This is a genomic window from Flavobacterium sp. LM5 (assembly GCF_002017945.1).
In the GTDB taxonomy this organism is placed as follows: domain Bacteria; phylum Bacteroidota; class Bacteroidia; order Flavobacteriales; family Flavobacteriaceae; genus Flavobacterium; species Flavobacterium succinicans.
The window spans coordinates 509,305-526,815 of the sequence record NZ_MUFX01000001.1 but is presented as its reverse complement, the minus strand read 5'-3'; the positions used below and the strand labels follow the sequence as shown (position 1 = coordinate 526,815).

Here is a 17,511-nt window from a genome sequence, read left to right as displayed (position 1 = left end):
GTATATTTTAATAGATTAAGCTAGAAAGCCGAAAGACAAAATAGTTTATCTTTGTGAGATAAGATTATAATTTACAATTAAATACTTTATATAATGAGAACATTAAACGATTTCAATTTCAAAGATAAAAAAGCGATTATCCGTGTAGACTTTAATGTGCCATTGGATGAAAATTTCAATGTAACAGACGCTAACCGTATCGAAGCTGCCAAACCTACAATTGACAAAATTTTAGCCGATGGTGGAAGCGTAATATTAATGTCACACTTAGGAAGACCAAAAGGAGCGGAAGACAAATATTCGTTACGTCATATTGTAGCAAAAGTTTCTGAAGTTTTTGGAGTACCTGTTCAATTTGCTTCAGATTGTATTGGTGAACCAGCAACAACAGCGGCAGCCAACCTACAACCAGGACAAGTACTATTGTTAGAAAACTTACGTTTTTACAAAGAAGAAGAAGCTGGTGATGTTGACTTTGCTAAACAATTAGCCGCATTAGGAGATATCTATGTAAACGATGCTTTTGGAACAGCTCATAGAGCACATGCCTCTACGACCATCATTGCACAATTTTTTGCAACTAGTAAATGTTTTGGAACGTTATTGGCTAAAGAAATTGAAAGCTTAAACAAAGTATTGAAAAATAGCGAAAAACCAGTTACTGCTGTTTTAGGTGGTTCTAAAGTATCTTCTAAAATTACAGTTATTGAAAATATTTTGGATAAAGTGGACCACATGATCATTGGTGGAGGTATGACCTTTACTTTTGTAAAAGCCTTAGGTGGTTCTGTTGGAAATTCAATTTGTGAAGATGACAAACAAGAACTAGCACTTGAAATTTTGCGTTTAGCGAAAGAAAAAGGAGTTCAAATCCACATTCCTGTTGACGTGGTTGCTGCAGATGATTTTTCAAATACAGCCAACACACAAATTGTGGATGTAAAAGCAATTCCTGACGGATGGCAAGGTTTGGATGCAGGTCCAAAATCATTAGCCAACTTCAAAGAAGTTATTTTGGCCTCAAAAACGATTCTTTGGAATGGACCATTAGGAGTTTTCGAGATGCCAACTTTTGCAGCAGGAACTATTGCATTAGGAGATTACATCGCAGAAGCTACTGCTAATGGCGCTTTTTCTTTAGTAGGTGGTGGAGATTCAGTTGCAGCAGTGAAACAATTTGGTTTCGAAGAAAAAATGAGCTACGTTTCTACAGGAGGTGGCGCCATGCTTGAAATGCTAGAAGGTAGAACTTTACCGGGTATCGCCGCTATTTTAGAATAAGATTATACAGCACAGCAGCAAATCAGAAGCTAAATGTGCTATTGAAAAATCTTACTTTAACTCTGTTTTTTAAAATAAAAGTACCTTAAAAACCATAAATGTTGTATATTTAACAATATTTATGGTTTTTTTTAGTTCTTACCAAGTATTTTTGCAATTGTCGTATGTAAGCATTTGGAAAAAAGCACTTTGAATATAAAATCTATGAGTTTTAAAAATACCACATTAAGCTTCTTTTTTCTTTTTTCACTAACTGTATTTTCGCAGCAAGTTGAAGAAGTAAAAACAGCACCAATGATTGAAAAACCAGTTAGTTATCTCGATTCTATCAAACAAACTTTTGTGAGCCATTCCAAAACAGAAGTAATGGATAGCCTTTGGATGAAAGAGTTAGCAACCAGCGACATTTACAATGACTTAGCGACCGATATTCAGACTCTAAATACCGATGTAACCATCGATCAAGAATTACCAACGGCTTTACTTAAAGAACGGTTAGCCGCCTTGGATGCCAAATCACCCTTTCATATCGAATACAATCAAGGTCTTGAAAACTTAATAAAATCATTCTTAAAAAACAGACGGCATGCTTTTGGCAAATTAATGGCCACCTCCGAATACTATTTTCCCATTTTTGAAGAAGCATTAGCCAATAAAAACATTCCATTAGAAATAAAGTATCTTGCCGTTGTAGAATCGGCCTTAAATCCAAAAGCCGTGTCGAGAGTTGGCGCGACTGGACTGTGGCAGTTCATGTATCATACGGGCAAACAATACAATTTAAAAATTGACTCCTATATCGATGAACGATCGGATCCGTTAAAATCATCTGAAGCAGCAGCCCAATACATGGCCAACATGTATCCTCTATTTCAGGATTGGGATTTGGTGCTAGCCTCCTATAATTCAGGACCTGGAAATGTAACCAAAGCCATAAGACGCTCTGGCGGTTATCACAATTTTTGGAAAATTAAAACCCATCTTCCAAAAGAAACACAAGGCTATCTTCCTGCCTTTTTGGCGACCATGTACTTATACGAATACCATAAAGAGCATGGGATAGTTCCACAACGTGCCAAATTAAAGCACTTTGAAACGGATACGATTCGTATTCAAAAAGAAATAACTTTTAAACAAATTGCAGATTTAATAGACGTTTCGATAAGCGAATTACAAGTACTTAATCCGTCTTATAAAATGAATGTCATTCCAGTTTACGACAATCAAGCGCATTATTTAAGACTACCTCATAGCAAAATTGGCCTTTTTACTTCGAATGAAGAAAAGATATACGCCTACACAGCATATGACAATGAAAAAAGGAAAAATCCTGTACAATGGAACACTCCTAGCGCTATTGCCGCAAATACCACTACTAAAGAAGCCACTACCACTATCAACGAATGGTATAAAATTAAAAAAGGGGATAATTTAAATACAGTCGCCGCCGATTACAAAGTATCGGTTGCCAATTTGAAAAAGTGGAATAATATCAAAGGGAATACCGTGGCAATGGGTAAAATTTTAAAAATAAAATCGACACGTCCAGCCCTCAACACTCCCTCTTTTACATCCCAGCAATCCCTAGCGGAAAACAAAACTGTCAAAGATGACAAGTCCATAGACTCGCTGTTGGTCGCAGAAAACCCTACGCAACATATTGTTCAAAAAGGTGATAATCTCAATACTATTGCTGCAAAATACAATATTTCTGCTGAGGATCTAAAAAAATGGAATCCAATTACAGCTACTAGCTTTACCCCTGGCGCAAGGATTAACATAACCAACTCCAATGCTGTAGTGGCACAAGTAGGCGTAAAACCTGAATTAAAAGACATTACGTATGTGGTACAAGAAGGTGATAACTTGGGCACCATTGCAAAGAAATTCGGGACACCTACTACTGATTTAATTTCATGGAATTCAATTGTTAAAAATAAAATCACAGCAGGTAAGACACTAATTGTAGCTAAAAATGAAATTGCTATTGTAACCAATAACGCCACGGCTGATTCCTTTAAAAAGAGAGAAATTTATCCTTCAAAACCTAAAGGAATTACTAACGACTATTATGTTAAAAAAGGTGACTCATTGTATAGCATCTCAAAAAAATATCCAGGAGTTACTATTTCCGACTTAGAAAAATGGAATGGAATTAATGCAAGCGATTTAAAGCCCGGAATGAAGTTGAAAATAAACGGATAATACAATAAATTAGGTTACTTTTGGGTTTTATTTTTAATTTTAAAATTATGAATAAAGCCCATTTTTTATACCTCCTCTTTTTCACATTTATAATTTCTTGTTCCAAAAAACAAGACAACGTATTGCGCGAATCCTCTGGAGACATCAATACAATCTCGGTGATCATGAATGATGCGCTATGGAATGGTGAAGTGGGTGACACCTTGCGCAATAAATTTGCAGCTCCAGTTATAGGGCTTCCGCAAGAAGAACCACTTTTTACCCTGAATCAATACGCAGATAAATTAGTAGAAGGATTTATTACCGATAGCCGTTCTATTATCGTCATCAAAAAAGGAAAAAACACCTTTTTCGAAATCAAAAAAAACAAATATGCTGCTCCCCAAACCGTCTTTCATTTGTCGGGCTCTACCACGGATACACTTTTATATCTTCTAGAAAAACACGCTCCCGAAATGATTCAAACGCTAAAGAAAGGCGAAATTGAAGTCGTTCAAAAAAACAATCGAGAGGCGCTATTAAACCCCAAAATATTCAAAAATAAATTTCAGATCGAAATAGAGGTTCCCGAAACCTTTACCTACGCATTGCAAAAACCTCGATTAATTTGGTTGAAAAAAGAAATCACTAGTGGAAGCATGAGTTTATTACTCTATCATGTACCGTTAGAAACCATTTCTCGCAAAGACCCCATTGGATCTATTATAAAAATGCGGGATTCAATTGGCAACTTATACATTAAAGGTAAGGACATTCAAATGCCCATGATTACCGAAAAAGGGTATGCACCTTATTTATCTACCATACAATTAGACAACTGCACCACCTATGAATCAAAAGGAACCTGGGAGTTAAAAAATGATTTCATGTCGGGACCATTTATCAATTATGTTATTTTTGACAAAGAATATAGGAGATTGATGGTGATTGAAGGCTTTTGTTATTCGCCAGCAGATGATAAACGCGATGTTATGTTTGAGCTGGAATCTATTATCAAATCGGTAAAAATTATTAAAAGAAAAAAATAAAAAATGGGGTTACACTGGCAAATTAAAGCATTTCATGATTTGACCGTAGACGAATTGTATGATATCTTGAGACTACGAAGTGAAATTTTTGTATTGGAGCAAAACTGCGTCTATTTGGATTTAGACGGAAAAGACAAAAAGGCACTCCATCTTTTTGGAACCTACGAGGACAAAATTGTAGCCCACGCCCGTTTATTATCACCAGGCATAAGTTTTCCAGAAGCTTCCATCGGACGTGTAGTGGTGGATTCCTATTATAGAGATAAAAAATGGGGACATGAGCTCATGCAAAACGCAATTGCAGGCATTGCATCTCATTTTAAAGAAACTGTCATTACGATTGGCGCACAATTGTACTTGAAAAAATTCTATGAAAGCCATGGCTTTGTGGCCATTAGCGATATATATTTAGAAGATGATATTCCACATATTGAGATGAAGAGAGGGTAATCATATAAATTATGAATCTTAGATTTCCACTTACACAATTGCTGTTTTTTGTCATATCGAGCGCAGTCGAGATTTAGTAATGGTTCTCGACTGCGCTCGAAATGACACTAGTACTGTTTTTAAACTAGAGTTATGTTTTGTAAAACATTAAGAGAAGAATTTAATATCCATTAAAACTAACTTATATGACCTTAAATTTCTTATATGGTTCAAAAATTTCAGACATTGACTTGAATGCTTATATGCCTAATATGTTTAAGAATAGATGCTGATTTCTATTGGGTATTTCTTTTACATCTTCAAGATACTATTGTACTCCGCCGAAGTACTCAACACACTTACTGCCTTTTTGATTTCAGAATTATTTTTAATGTAGTATTGATACAATCCTTCTTGGTATTGGTAGCGCTTGATAATCTCGTCCAGCAATAAATTTTTGATTTCTTTTTGATTTTTGTCCAAAGCGTTCCATTCACTTTTTTGGATGGCGTTTAACAATTGTTGGTATTCTGCAATAATCGCTTCGTCAATTTTTTCTTTTTTGGCCGCTGCCAAAGTCTTTTTCAAATTCAACTCGGTTTCGGTATCCAAATTGAATTTTTTGGTTTTCAAAAATTGCTTAAAATCTGCATAATCTGCGTCGTTTATCGTAGGAATGGTAGTCCCGAGATTGGGATTTTTGTAATAATAAGTGGTAGCATAATCAAAGATAGCATCGTTTTTAATTACGGCATTGGCTATGGCACTCACTTGCGTTTCTGAAAGCTCAACATCAGGTTGAATGCCTCCTCCATCGTACACGGTTCTTCCTTTACGCGTTTTAAAAGCAGTGTAATTTTTTTCTTCGGTGCGTATGGCCGCTCCATTTTTATCTTTTCGAGCATAATCCAAGGCTTGGATGCAACGTCCTGAAGGTGTGTAGTAACGAGAAATAGTCACTTTTATTTGCGTACCGTAGGTCAGATCAATCGGGCGCTGAACCAGCCCTTTACCGAAACTACGGCTCCCCACTACTACCGCACGATCCAAATCCTGCAACGCACCTGCTACAATCTCTGAGGCAGAAGCGCTTCGTCCATTGACAATAACTACTACAGGTATGTTCAAATCTACAGGTTCGCGAGTGGTTTTATAGGTATTATTATATTTTTCTACTTTCGATTTAGTGGTAACTATAATCTCATTTTTGGGAACAAACAAATTGCAAATATTCACCGCTTCATTCAACAGTCCGCCGGGATTATCGCGTAAGTCCAAAACAATACGATCTGCCCCTTCTCTTTTGAGTTGTTCCAAAGCTTCTTTTACTTCCGAAGAAGCTTTTTTGGTAAAGCTAGTCAACACAATATAACCCGTTTTAGCGTCAATTTTTCCGAAAAAAGGTACCGCTTTAAGATCTACTTCATCCAAAACCAATTGCGTACTCAACGTTTTGCCTTGACGAATGTATTTGATGTCGATTTTGGTGTTTTTGGCACCTTTAAGCAATTGAGAGGCATCATCTTTAAAATCTTTCAGCATTACGTCACCAATTTGAATAATAGCATCGCCTGCTTTGAGTCCCGCTTTATCGGCAGGGAAATTTTTATAGGGTTCTTTGATAATCAACTGTTCTTCTCTCCTACTGATTAACGCACCGATTCCAGTATATTCGCCCGTATTATTAATTTTGAATTTTACTACATCCGCCTCATTAAAATAATTGGTATACGGATCCAAACTGGCCAGCATTCCTTTAATGGCTTTATCCATCAAATCGCCGGGGTTTGTCTCGTCAACATAATTAGCGTTGACTTCCTTAAAAAGGGTAGTGAAAATTTCGATTTGCTTGGCGATTTCAAAAAAATCATTTTTGAAACTCACTCCAATAAACAAAAAAGCAGAAGCCAAAACAGGAATGATATATTTTTTTTGAAAAAAAGCGTTCATAAGTAAAGCGTTGATTGATTAATAGACTTCTAATTTAATAATAAAAGGGGAATAAATACTCGACCTGTTATTTTTGAGAGATATCAGTACAAGGTGAATCAGTACTTTGGACAACTTTCTTCTGTGCAAGCTGTGCTACAAATTTTTCAAACAATTGGATGGTTTTGGTATTAATTTCTTCATACGTCAATCGCTCTTTGGTTTGATAAAAAAACATAAAACCATAAGGTTCTTCCAAAGCATCTAAAAGCAAATGTTTATTCAATCGATACGTTTCACGTAATACTCTTTTAAAATAATTGCGATCAACAGCTTTTTTAAAATACTTTTTGGATACTGACACTCCCATTTTTATAGGCTGTTGCTCGTTATTATTCAAAGGACAATACACCAAACGCAACGGATATTTAGATACGGATTTACCTTCGGAAAACAATAAACCGATAGTGATTTTACTTTTGAGCTTTTCTTCTTTTGGGTAGTTGAAATCCATTAAATTCAAATAAAAAGGGGATAATTTGTCTGCAAAGTTACAATTAAAGCCCAAACAGATTATTGTTTACGAATTAAATAGCATTAAATAATTTAATTTGTACTTTTGACGCTTATTTTAATCGCATGCAAAAAATAATTTCGTACCCCATATCCATAGTTTACTATTTGTGTTTTGGTTTGTGTTTAGTAATTTTCCACCCTATTCAGTGGCTTTGTTTCAATATATTCGGCTATCAAGCCCATAAGAAAAGTGTAGATTACTTAAATTTTTTTCTAGTGAAATGTACCAATTTATTAGGAACAACGTATCAGTTTAATAATTTAGATCTCATACCTAAAAACGTTCCTCTTATTATTGTAGCTAATCATCAAAGCATGTATGACATCATTGCCATGATCTGGTTTATGCGTCGTTTCCATTGTAAATTTGTAAGCAAAAAGGAATTGGGTAGTGGCATTCCAAGTGTATCCTATAATTTACGCCACGGAGGTTCGGTGTTGATTGATAGAAAAGATCCTAAACAAGCCATCCCAACTATTAAAGGTTTGTCAGAATATATAGAAAAAAATACTCGTTCAGCCGTTATTTTCCCTGAAGGCACCCGAAGTAAAACAGGAAAACCAAAGGAGTTTGCACAAAGCGGATTAAAAATATTATGTAAATATGCACCTTCCGCTTATGTGGTGCCCATTACTATAAATAATTCTTGGAAAATGGTGCGTTTTGGCGCTTTCCCAATGGGATTAGGCAACCGACTAACTTTTACTATACATGAACCCATGGCCGTAAAAGACTTTGCTTTTGCAGATTTAATTCAAAAAACCGAAGCAGCTGTCGTTAGCGAAATACGCTACTAAAATATAAAACCAATACCTAAATAATAAATACCATGTCAATAAAAAACATTCGATTAGAAGTGATGCAGTTTTTAGAAAAAAACGTCGACAGTTTTGTAGACCAATTTCTAATTCCGGTAGAAAAAATATGGCAGCCTTCTGATTTTTTACCAAACTCTGAGAGCGATACCTTCTTAGATGAAGTGAAAGAATTGAGAGAAATTGCCAAAGATTTACCTTATGATTTTTGGGTAGCGCTTGTAGGTGACACCATTACTGAAGAAGCTTTACCAACTTATGAATCCTGGTTGATGGAAGTAGAAGGAGTAGATAATCAAGAACGCAACGGTTGGTCCAAATGGATCCGTCAATGGACAGGTGAAGAAAACCGTCACGGTGATCTATTAAACAAATATTTGTATTTGTCTGGCCGAGTAAATATGCGCGAAGTAGAGGTTACTACGCAACATTTAATCAATGACGGCTTTGATATTGGTACCGGAACCGATCCCTACAAAAATTTTGTTTATACGAGTTTTCAAGAACTAGCTACTTATGTGTCGCATAACCGTGTATCGCAAATTGCTAAAAATTTTGGTGACAAAAAACTATCCAAAATGTGTAAAATGATTGCTGGCGATGAAATGCGTCATCATCATGCGTATAGTGAATTTGTAAATCAAATTTTCAAAGTAGACCCAAGCGAAATGATGTTGGCTTTTCAATACATGATGAAGCAAAAAATTGTGATGCCAGCTCATTTCTTGAGAGAATCTGGACAAAAAATCAGCTCTGCTTTTGAACAATTTTCAGATTCGGCACAACGAATTGGAGTCTACACCGCTTCTGATTATGTAGAAATAATGCAGAAATTGATTGATAAATGGGAAATTGATAAAATTGGTGGATTAACAGACGAAGCCGAAAAAGCTAGAGATTACCTAATGAAACTTCCTTCTCGAATGGCCAAAATATCCGAACGATTGGTGATTCCATCCGAGTCTTATATTTTCAAATGGGTTGAACCAGCTAGATTATAATCCTTCATTTTTAACTAATACAGATTAAAATTAAGCTCATAAAAACTGATTTTGAAGAACATCACTTTGAAATCAGTTTTTTTTTCAAATCAAAACAACTCCTATGAATCACGCCAAACTAATTCACGATACGATTCTTTTTGTAAAACAAACACTTGCCGATGCAGAGGGAGGACATGATTGGTTTCATATAGAAAGGGTCTATAAAAACGCTTTACTTATTGCTTCATCGGAAATCTGTGACACACTTGTCGTCCAACTTGGGGCTTTACTACATGACATTGCCGATAGTAAATTTCATGGAGGCGATGAAACTATTGGACCCAAAACGGCTCGGAAGTTTTTAGAAGAACACCAAGTTTCTCAAGAAATCATTGAGCATGTGGTACAAATTATTGCTAATATTTCATTTAAAGGCGGCAAAACGGAGCGTACTTTTTCATCCATTGAATTGGATATTGTGCAAGATGCCGATCGTTTGGATGCCATTGGTGCGATTGGAATTGCGAGAGCATTTAATTATGGCGGGTTCAAAAATAGAGCTTTATATGATCCTGAGATTGCGCCTAATTTACGTATGTCCAAGGAAGAATATAAAACAAGCCAGGCACCAACCATCAATCATTTTTACGAGAAATTATTGTTGCTAAAAGATAAAATGAACACCAAAACCGGTGCAGCATTAGCATCGAAAAGGCATAAATACATGGAAAATTTCTTATCTCAGTTTTATGCCGAGTGGGAAGGGGAAGTTTAGTGTTCAGTTGGCAGTTTTAGTATTCAGTGGCTATAGTACTGTATTAACGTAAAACCAAAGAACACCACACATTACTTATCTTCTCTAGATTTTAATTCCAACATAACATCCGAAGCATTTTTAAAAGTAGGCTCGCTTTCTGTCAAACTGCCTACTCTTTTTTTGTTCAATTTGAATGTCAAATCCATTTCTGAAGTAAAAAGCAAGGCGGTCAAAAAGGGATTATTCATGTACGGACTCAACACGAAAAACGTTTCGTCTATCGAATGAAAACTTTCAATTTCTTCAGTTTTATAGCGGGCAATTATTGAGAATTGCAAGCTGTTATCTTCTGCAATTATCGGTCGCGCGTAGATGTTTTTTAATTCCGTATCCCCAATGGTTTTAGCCAAAGTTAATTTAGCAAAAGAACGATCTTCAATACTGGCAATTACTTTTTGCCAAAATTCAGCAAATACAGGTTGAAAGGACATGACAAATAAGTTTATTTAATTTATAAATTGGGCTAATAAGAATTTGACATTCAAATATCAATAAAAAATAATCTGATAGTTGAATGTCAAAAATGCAATAGGTATATGAAAAACAAAAGGGGCTATTTAGCGTTACTAATCACCAAAAAAAGGCCCTTTACTCCCTGATTATTTACCGGTAAAATTGGCTTTTCTTTTTTCTAAGAATGCGGTAGTTCCTTCTTTAAAATCAGCTGTTCCGAAACATTTTCCAAAGTTTTTGATTTCGATTTCAAAACCATTTTTACCATCTTTATAATTAGCGTTGATGGCTTTTATAGCTCGACCAATAGCAAAAGGAGAATTTTTCATGATTTTTTGAGCAATTCCTTTGGCGAACTCCAATAATTCTGCTTGTGGTACAACATGATTTACCAAACCATAGTTTTTGGCGGTTTCGGCATCGATCATACTAGCAGTCATGATTAATTCCATAGCGCGACCTTTTCCGATGAGTTGTGGCAAACGTTGTGTTCCTCCATAACCCGGAATGACTCCTAAAGAAACTTCTGGAAGTCCCATTTTGGCATTGTCTGAAGCAATTCTGAAGTGGCAAGCCATCGCCAATTCTAATCCACCTCCTAAAGCAAAACCATTGATAGCTGCAATAACTGGTGTTTTTAAATTTTCAATCAAGTCAAACAACTGGATTTGACCATCACTAGCCAAACCGGTTCCTTCTTCAATAGTAAATTCGGAAAATTCGGCAATATCTGCACCCGCAACAAATGCTTTTTCCCCACTTCCGGTGAGTAAGATCACTTTAACTTCCTTATTTTTTCCAAGAGTTTTTATGGCTTTATTTAAGTCATAAATGGTATTAATATTTAAGGCATTAAGCTTTGAAGGCCTATTGATGGTAATGGTAGCGATATTATTTTCAACGTCAATTAAAATATTTTCGTAGTTCATAGTTTAGTTTTTTAGGGTTGAATGATGGGCAAAGTCACCCTAAAAGTGGTGCCTTTTCCTAATTGTGTTTCAAAGGTAATGGTTCCGTTGTAATTTTCTATAATGTTTTTAATAATTCCTAATCCGAGTCCCATACCACTAGATTTTGTGGTAAACTTTGGCTCGAATATTTTTGATATTACATCTTGGGACACTCCTACTCCATTATCTTGAACTGAAATAACCACTTGATTTTGCTCTCTTTTCACAACTACTTTGATAATTTTTTCTGCCTGATTTTCTGGAATGGCTTGTATAGCATTTTTGACCAAATTGGTTATGACACGAATGAGTTGCGAGCGATCCATACTCGAAATAATGGCTGGATACTGACTCTCAAAAACAATATATTCTTCATTGAAAATATCCAAAGCCAATTCAACAACCTCAACCACATTCAATGTTTCGTTTTGCTGGGCAGGCATCGAGGCAAAGTTCGAAAAAGCCGAAGCTACAGCACTCATAATATCGATTTGCTGGATTAAAGTCTCAGAATATTCGTTGAGTTTTTGTTTGACATTATCGGCATTAGGGTCAAATTTTCTTTGGAAACTTTGTACCGTTAATCGCATAGGTGTTAATGGATTTTTAATTTCATGCGCCACTTGTTTGGCCATTTCGCGCCAAGCACCTTCTCTTTCGCTTTGCGCCAGTTTAAGGGCACTTTTCTCTAATTTATCGACCATTTCGTTATAGGAACGAATCAATAAATTAATTTCACGGCTATTCGCATCCAAGACAATTTTTTCGTTTTTCTGCTCAATATTGGTTTGGCTCATTTTATCGGCAATAGTTTTCAGCGATTTGGTAATGTAGGTCGCCAAGAAATACGCCAAAGCAAAAGCGACTATGAGCATGAAGGAATACACTTGTCCCAAACGAATTAGAAAACTTTGCAATTCCTTTTGATAAAAACTATCGTCTTCTGTATAGGGCAAATTCAACACCCCCAGCGGTTTGAATTTATCGTCTTTAATTTGACTATAAGACGATCGCTTCTTGACTCCATCGACTGATTTGATATCCACAAAACGTTTATCAATAGAGGAACGCACTAACTTAAGTATGTATTTCGGAACTGGTGGCGCTTTTTTATCAATAGAAAATGATTCCTTGGAGGATTTCAAAAGATGTCCTTCTAGACTATAAATATTGATCTCTACATTATGAATTTGAGACAATTCATGGATCTTATCTTTAAAAATTAAGGGTAAGTTATTCTGAATTAGCGGATAGGTTGTGGTCGATAACACATAATTGATATGCTCTTTTACTGCGGTTTCTTTCCGCTCCAAACGCTCTTGATGGTAATCTCGCGCTTCGTTTTTAAATTGTAAAATCGAAATTGACGCTAATAAAACACTTGAAACTACAATAACAACAATCATCGATAGGAAAATCCTAGTCCGTAAGGAAAGCATCGAAATGTTGAAGTTGTTTAGCATAATTTTATAGTATTCAGTGCTCAGACTGTTAGTGTTCAGTTATTTTGCAAACGAATAATTAGGTTTTTAAATTTACAAACAGGCAAAATTTTAACAGGCGCAGATTGGAAACTGATCACTAAAAACTGAATTCTGACCACTATTTCCTTTCTCTTATTCTTTTGTAAAAACGAAAGCCCAACATGATAATGATTGAAAATAAAAAAATACCAATCACGCCATACACCCAGTTGAAGGCATTTTTGAGCACTACCAAAAACACCACTGCAAATAAAATAAGTGTTGCTCCTTCATTCCAAATACGCATATAATTGGTGGTGTATTTTACTTCATTACGTTGTAATTGTTTAAAAATTTGATGGCATCTAAAATGATACAAATACAATAAAAACACAAAACCTAGTTTGACATGCATCCAAGGCATTTGCAACCAACTTTTACCTAAATCAGTAAAAAGCAACAACCAAAAAGCAACAAAAAAAGTAATAATTGCCGAAGGCCAAGTGATGATATACCACAAACGATAGGCCATTAGATTGTATTGTTTTTGTAAAATTTCTTTTTCGGGAGAGGGTTTATCGGCAGCTTCAATTTGGTAGACAAACAAGCGAACGATATAAAATAATCCCGCAAACCATGTCACTACAAAAATGATATGTAAGGATTTGAGGTAGTTGTAGAGTTCCATTTATTTTTGATTTCAAGTTCAAGGTTTGAAGGTATTGTAGCCACTTCAAACCTTGAACAAATTTACACTTTCTTGAATTGGTTAATCCAATTGGCTACCACACCACACCATTCATCTTCGTCATTCATACAAGGAACGGCCATAAATTCTTCCCCACCATGATGTAGGAACTGCTCATTGGCTTCCATGGCAATTTCTTCTAGCGTTTCTAAACAGTCGGCCACAAAAGCTGGCGTTACAACGGCTAATTTCTTAATCCCTTGTTCTGGCATTTTATTGATTTCAACATCAGTATAAGGAGTAAGCCATTTGTCTCCTGCTAAGCGCGATTGAAAGGTTTGGCTGTATTTGCCCTCTGGAATGCCTAATAATTTAACTACTTGTTTGGTCGTTTCATAGCATTGATGACGGTAGCAAAACTCATGTGCTGGCGAAGGCGTGTTACAGCAAGAACCATCAATTTTACAATGCGAATTGGTTACATCGGTTTTGCGAATGTGACGTTTTGGAATACCGTGATACGAGAATAATAAATGGTCATAGTCAAATCCTTCCAAGTGTTTTTTGATGGAATTTGAAAGTGCTTGAATATAATCGGGTTTGTTGTAGAATGCTGGAACATTCGTAAATGTCATTTCTGGGAAATACTTTTGACGTAGTTCTTCAGCCAAAACCACAATAGTAGTGGTTGAAGCCATAGCGTGTTGCGGATACAAAGGAAAAAGCATCACTTCTGTTACGCCTTGATCTTTGAGTTCTTGCAAGCCTTTTTGAATGGTCATGGTTCCATAACGCATTGCTAAAGCCACGGGTATGTCTACCAACTGTTTTACTTTTTGATGCATCTTTTTCGAAAGTACAATCAAAGGAGAACCTTCACTAGTCCAAATTCTGGCATAAGCCTCTGCCGATTTTTTAGGTCGGGTTTGTAAAATAATGCCTCGAACGAGTAAGGCACGCAATAAATAAGGAACATCTATTACGTATTTGTCCATTAAAAATTCGTCTAAATATGGTTTTACGTCCTTTGCTGTTGGACTTTCTGGAGAACCTAAGTTGACTAATAATACACCTTTCATGTTTTTTATTTTATTTTTTTGGGATGAAAACTAGCATTTATTGCTTTCAGTTTCAAAAATAAAGAAACCTTGTTTTTATCGGTTATGGTACTTATTCTTTTTTTTTCTGAGAGATAGTTAAAACTGATGGTTTATGGTATGGAAGAGTTAATCGACATCAAATATTTCTTCGGCGTGGTACCAAATTTCTTCTTGAAAGCAGCTATGAAATGACTTCCGGTACTGTAGCCAATTTTTAAACCCACCTCGTTCACATTATAGGAACCACTATCTAACAATTGACGGGCATAATCCATTTTGTAATCAAACAAAAAGCCGTAAACAGTATCGCCGTAAATTTGTTTGAAACCCATTTTTAGTTTTTTCAAATTCAAGCCAATTGTATCGGCAAGTTCTTGTAAACCCGGTGGTTCAGCCATATTGGCAATAATAATTGCTTTGGCTTTTTTAATTTTCAAGACATTATCTTCGTCTATTAAAAAAGGACATTGTTCCGCATCAGGATCTTCGGAACGATTAAAATACAAGCTCAGCAATTCATATCCTTTGCCTTTATAATACAAGTTTTTGATCGAAGGATTTAAATTGTAATGGAACAATTGCGTTAATACGATCGCCATCGAAGGACTAATATCACCTTCTTTATAATATTTTTTATCCTTGTTTTCGTCACTCAAAAAAGGAATGTGACTGGCTTCATTAGAAAATAGTCCATGAAATTTTTGTATCGAAATCAGAATCGAAATCATCCAAGTATTGGGAGCCAATTCTAGATTAAGCGGTAATTCTTTCTGTGGATTGTAGAACAGATAGGACTTTTCTTCATTCATTTCTAAAGCATAGCTGCCTTGATTGAATAAAAATTTTGCTTTTCCTTTTAATCCAAAATGAAATTGAATTAAACCATTACTCACTTCATGTTGCATATGAAAGGGTATTGCACCGTCGTTTTGAAAGCGCAATAAAATAAAATCTTCTTCTATTTTTATGATTTCTTGTGAACCCATAGCGACATTTTTTTATTTGAAAAAAGTTTTTAACGAATCTTATTTATTTAGAATCACTCTAAATAAATAACTAGTTAAGCCTTGTAATTGCTACAAAAATAAACGTTTTTGCATTTAAATAACGAAATAAATCCAAAAAAGCATTGAGCGACACAAAAAGAACTTTTAGCGTTGTTTTTATACAAGCGATAGTTCTAGATTTGTTCCACTTTTACAGGAACTGTATTTATGGAAAAAAATCAAAGCGCTAAGCACCACTACTTTTACTCGGTTGGATTAAGCTATAAAAAGGCCGATGCTGCAATTAGAGGTAAATTTAGTTTGGATGCCTTAGCCAAAAACAATTTGCTACAACAGGCAAAAAACGAGGGAATACCGGCATTAATCGTTACTTCCACTTGTAACCGTACCGAAATTTATGGGTATGCAGAGCATCCTTTTCAATTGATCAAATTGTTGTGTGAGAACAGCCAAGGTACCGTTGAAGAATTTCAAAAAGTAGCGTACGTTTTCAAAAATCAAGACGCTATTAATCATATTTTTAGAGTAGGAACGGGATTAGACAGCCAAATCTTAGGCGATTTCGAAATCATCAGTCAACTAAAAAACGGCTTTACCGAGTCGAAAGCCATGGACTTAACCAATGCTTATTTAGAAAGATTGGTCAATTCTGTCATTCAAGCTAGCAAAAAAATTAAGACCGATACTGATATAAGTTCTGGCGCTACTTCGGTTTCTTTTGCCTCAGTACAATACATTATGAAAAACGTTCCAGATATCGGGAACAAGAATATTTTACTTTTTGGTACCGGAAAAATTGGTCGTAATACCTGCGAAAATTTGGTAAAACATACCAAAAACGAACACATTACACTCATTAACAGAACCAAAGACAAAGCCGAAAAATTAGCCGGAAAACTGAATTTGATTGTAAAAGATCATTCCGAATTGCATCTCGAATTGCAAAAAGCCGATGTGGTCGTAGTGGCTACAGGCGCTCAAAATCCTACGGTTGACAAAGCCATTTTGAATCTGAAAAAACCCATGCTGATTCTAGATTTATCCATTCCTAAAAATGTACATGAAAATGTTACCGAAATAGAAGGAGTGACCTTGATTCATTTGGATCACTTGTCGCAAATGACCGATGAAACTTTAGAAAACAGAAAATTACACATTCCAGCCGCCGAAGCAATTATCGAAGTCATCAAAAATGAATTCATGGTGTGGACCAAATCCAGAAAATTTGCGCCAACGATTCATGCTTTGAAAGAAAAATTGAATGGAATCAAAGAAGCCGAGTTGAATTTTCAAAGCAAGAAATTAGCCGATTTCAACGAAGAACAAGCCGAAATCATCAGCAATCGCATCATTCAAAAAATCACAACCCATTTTGCCAATCACCTAAAAGATGAAGACACCATGGTAGATGAAAGCATCGAATGGATAGAAAAAGTATTTCAAATAGAAACTAATGCGAAATAAAATTTTACCATTAAGGCATTAAGAGAATTAAGCAAAGAATTTTAAAAATATAATATAGAAAAAAAATCAATCAACTTAATATCGTGAAGGTAAGAACAAAACAAAACCTTGACTTAGAATATTTTTTACCATTAAGGCATTAAGAGAATTAAGCAAAGCATTTTAAAAATATAATATAGAAAAAAAATCAATCAACTTAATATCGTGAAGGTAAGAACAAAACAAAACCTTGACTTAGAATATTTTTTACCATTAAGGCATTAAGAGAATTAAGTTTATGTGTTTTAAAACTTAATTAACTTACATTCATCGCAAAGCTTAA

16 protein-coding genes are annotated in these 17,511 nt (G+C 35.3%); 8 read left to right on the top strand and 8 right to left on the bottom strand.

What is annotated here, in order from left to right; all coding sequences use genetic code 11:
* Positions 1–93: 93 nt before the first annotated feature.
* From pgk to BXU11_RS02140, 4 genes are all read left to right on the top strand, one after another.
* The gene (gene pgk / locus BXU11_RS02155; protein ID WP_078210855.1) at positions 94–1,281 is read left to right on the top strand and encodes a phosphoglycerate kinase; all 1,188 of its coding nucleotides are present in this window, start codon (positions 94–96) and stop codon (positions 1,279–1,281) included.
* A 204-nt stretch (positions 1,282–1,485) separates the two neighbouring features.
* Complete coding sequence (locus tag BXU11_RS02150; RefSeq protein ID WP_078212014.1) at positions 1,486–3,486, top strand: LysM peptidoglycan-binding domain-containing protein; 2,001 nt, start codon at positions 1,486–1,488, stop codon at positions 3,484–3,486.
* Between the two features lie 47 nt (positions 3,487–3,533).
* Entirely contained in the window at positions 3,534–4,514 is a 981-nt protein-coding gene (locus tag BXU11_RS02145) for a DUF4837 family protein (RefSeq protein ID WP_078210854.1), read from the top strand.
* 3 nt (positions 4,515–4,517) lie between these two features.
* Positions 4,518–4,964, top strand: coding sequence for a GNAT family N-acetyltransferase (locus BXU11_RS02140; protein ID WP_078210853.1), 447 nt, complete (start codon positions 4,518–4,520; stop codon positions 4,962–4,964).
* Positions 4,965–5,255: 291 nt separating this feature from the next.
* Here BXU11_RS02140 and BXU11_RS02135 read toward each other — a convergent pair whose 3' ends face one another.
* Both BXU11_RS02135 and rnpA read right to left on the bottom strand, forming a co-directional pair.
* The gene (locus tag BXU11_RS02135; RefSeq protein WP_078210852.1) at positions 5,256–6,893 is read right to left on the bottom strand and encodes a S41 family peptidase; all 1,638 of its coding nucleotides are present in this window, start codon (positions 6,891–6,893) and stop codon (positions 5,256–5,258) included.
* A 67-nt stretch (positions 6,894–6,960) separates the two neighbouring features.
* A complete protein-coding gene (gene rnpA, locus BXU11_RS02130; RefSeq protein ID WP_078210851.1) occupies positions 6,961–7,386 on the bottom strand; it encodes a ribonuclease P protein component in 426 nt (141 codons plus the stop codon).
* A 125-nt stretch (positions 7,387–7,511) separates the two neighbouring features.
* Here rnpA and BXU11_RS02125 point away from each other — a divergent pair, with 125 nt between their 5' ends.
* From BXU11_RS02125 to BXU11_RS02115, 3 genes are all read left to right on the top strand, one after another.
* Positions 7,512–8,246 (top strand): 1-acyl-sn-glycerol-3-phosphate acyltransferase, encoded by a 735-nt coding sequence (locus BXU11_RS02125; RefSeq protein WP_078210850.1) that lies wholly within the window; start codon positions 7,512–7,514, stop codon positions 8,244–8,246.
* Positions 8,247–8,278: 32 nt separating this feature from the next.
* Positions 8,279–9,265: an acyl-ACP desaturase gene (locus tag BXU11_RS02120; protein ID WP_024980620.1), complete on the top strand. Its 987-nt coding sequence runs from the start codon at positions 8,279–8,281 to the stop codon at positions 9,263–9,265.
* Between the two features lie 103 nt (positions 9,266–9,368).
* Positions 9,369–10,022, top strand: a complete 654-nt coding sequence (locus tag BXU11_RS02115; protein ID WP_078210849.1) for an HD domain-containing protein — start codon at positions 9,369–9,371, stop codon at positions 10,020–10,022.
* 71 nt (positions 10,023–10,093) lie between these two features.
* Here BXU11_RS02115 and BXU11_RS02110 read toward each other — a convergent pair whose 3' ends face one another.
* The 6 genes from BXU11_RS02110 to BXU11_RS02085 all read right to left on the bottom strand — a co-directional run bounded on the left by BXU11_RS02110 (position 10,094) and on the right by BXU11_RS02085 (position 15,704).
* Positions 10,094–10,495: a hypothetical protein gene (locus tag BXU11_RS02110; RefSeq protein WP_078210848.1), complete on the bottom strand. Its 402-nt coding sequence runs from the start codon at positions 10,493–10,495 to the stop codon at positions 10,094–10,096.
* Positions 10,496–10,663: 168 nt separating this feature from the next.
* The gene (locus tag BXU11_RS02105) at positions 10,664–11,446 is read right to left on the bottom strand and encodes an enoyl-CoA hydratase/isomerase family protein (protein WP_024980617.1); all 783 of its coding nucleotides are present in this window, start codon (positions 11,444–11,446) and stop codon (positions 10,664–10,666) included.
* 11 nt (positions 11,447–11,457) lie between these two features.
* Complete coding sequence (locus tag BXU11_RS02100) at positions 11,458–12,930, bottom strand: PAS domain-containing sensor histidine kinase (protein ID WP_223253650.1); 1,473 nt, start codon at positions 12,928–12,930, stop codon at positions 11,458–11,460.
* 139 nt (positions 12,931–13,069) lie between these two features.
* Positions 13,070–13,618: a CopD family protein gene (locus BXU11_RS02095; RefSeq protein ID WP_078210846.1), complete on the bottom strand. Its 549-nt coding sequence runs from the start codon at positions 13,616–13,618 to the stop codon at positions 13,070–13,072.
* Positions 13,619–13,680: 62 nt separating this feature from the next.
* A complete protein-coding gene (gene hemH, locus BXU11_RS02090) occupies positions 13,681–14,697 on the bottom strand; it encodes a ferrochelatase (RefSeq protein ID WP_078210845.1) in 1,017 nt (338 codons plus the stop codon).
* A 131-nt stretch (positions 14,698–14,828) separates the two neighbouring features.
* Entirely contained in the window at positions 14,829–15,704 is an 876-nt protein-coding gene (locus BXU11_RS02085) for an AraC family transcriptional regulator (protein WP_024980613.1), read from the bottom strand.
* A gap of 228 nt (positions 15,705–15,932) precedes the next feature.
* Here BXU11_RS02085 and hemA point away from each other — a divergent pair, with 228 nt between their 5' ends.
* Positions 15,933–17,189, top strand: coding sequence for a glutamyl-tRNA reductase (gene hemA, locus BXU11_RS02080; RefSeq protein ID WP_024980612.1), 1,257 nt, complete (start codon positions 15,933–15,935; stop codon positions 17,187–17,189).
* The last annotated feature ends 322 nt before the right edge of the window (positions 17,190–17,511 follow it).

What these genes read in the sequence shown, in the direction of transcription:
- pgk (WP_078210855.1), top strand. Translation starts at nt 94, where the DNA reads ATGAGAACATTAAACGATTTCAATTTCAAAGATAAAAAAGCGATTATC.
- BXU11_RS02150 (WP_078212014.1), top strand. Translation starts at nt 1,486, where the DNA reads ATGAGTTTTAAAAATACCACATTAAGCTTCTTTTTTCTTTTTTCACTA.
- BXU11_RS02145 (WP_078210854.1), top strand. Translation starts at nt 3,534, where the DNA reads ATGAATAAAGCCCATTTTTTATACCTCCTCTTTTTCACATTTATAATT.
- BXU11_RS02140 (WP_078210853.1), top strand. Translation starts at nt 4,518, where the DNA reads ATGGGGTTACACTGGCAAATTAAAGCATTTCATGATTTGACCGTAGAC.
- BXU11_RS02135 (WP_078210852.1), bottom strand. Translation starts at nt 6,893, where the DNA reads ATGAACGCTTTTTTTCAAAAAAAATATATCATTCCTGTTTTGGCTTCT.
- rnpA (WP_078210851.1), bottom strand. Translation starts at nt 7,386, where the DNA reads ATGGATTTCAACTACCCAAAAGAAGAAAAGCTCAAAAGTAAAATCACT.
- BXU11_RS02125 (WP_078210850.1), top strand. Translation starts at nt 7,512, where the DNA reads ATGCAAAAAATAATTTCGTACCCCATATCCATAGTTTACTATTTGTGT.
- BXU11_RS02120 (WP_024980620.1), top strand. Translation starts at nt 8,279, where the DNA reads ATGTCAATAAAAAACATTCGATTAGAAGTGATGCAGTTTTTAGAAAAA.
- BXU11_RS02115 (WP_078210849.1), top strand. Translation starts at nt 9,369, where the DNA reads ATGAATCACGCCAAACTAATTCACGATACGATTCTTTTTGTAAAACAA.
- BXU11_RS02110 (WP_078210848.1), bottom strand. Translation starts at nt 10,495, where the DNA reads ATGTCCTTTCAACCTGTATTTGCTGAATTTTGGCAAAAAGTAATTGCC.
- BXU11_RS02105 (WP_024980617.1), bottom strand. Translation starts at nt 11,446, where the DNA reads ATGAACTACGAAAATATTTTAATTGACGTTGAAAATAATATCGCTACC.
- BXU11_RS02100 (WP_223253650.1), bottom strand. Translation starts at nt 12,930, where the DNA reads ATGCTAAACAACTTCAACATTTCGATGCTTTCCTTACGGACTAGGATT.
- BXU11_RS02095 (WP_078210846.1), bottom strand. Translation starts at nt 13,618, where the DNA reads ATGGAACTCTACAACTACCTCAAATCCTTACATATCATTTTTGTAGTG.
- hemH (WP_078210845.1), bottom strand. Translation starts at nt 14,697, where the DNA reads ATGAAAGGTGTATTATTAGTCAACTTAGGTTCTCCAGAAAGTCCAACA.
- BXU11_RS02085 (WP_024980613.1), bottom strand. Translation starts at nt 15,704, where the DNA reads ATGGGTTCACAAGAAATCATAAAAATAGAAGAAGATTTTATTTTATTG.
- hemA (WP_024980612.1), top strand. Translation starts at nt 15,933, where the DNA reads ATGGAAAAAAATCAAAGCGCTAAGCACCACTACTTTTACTCGGTTGGA.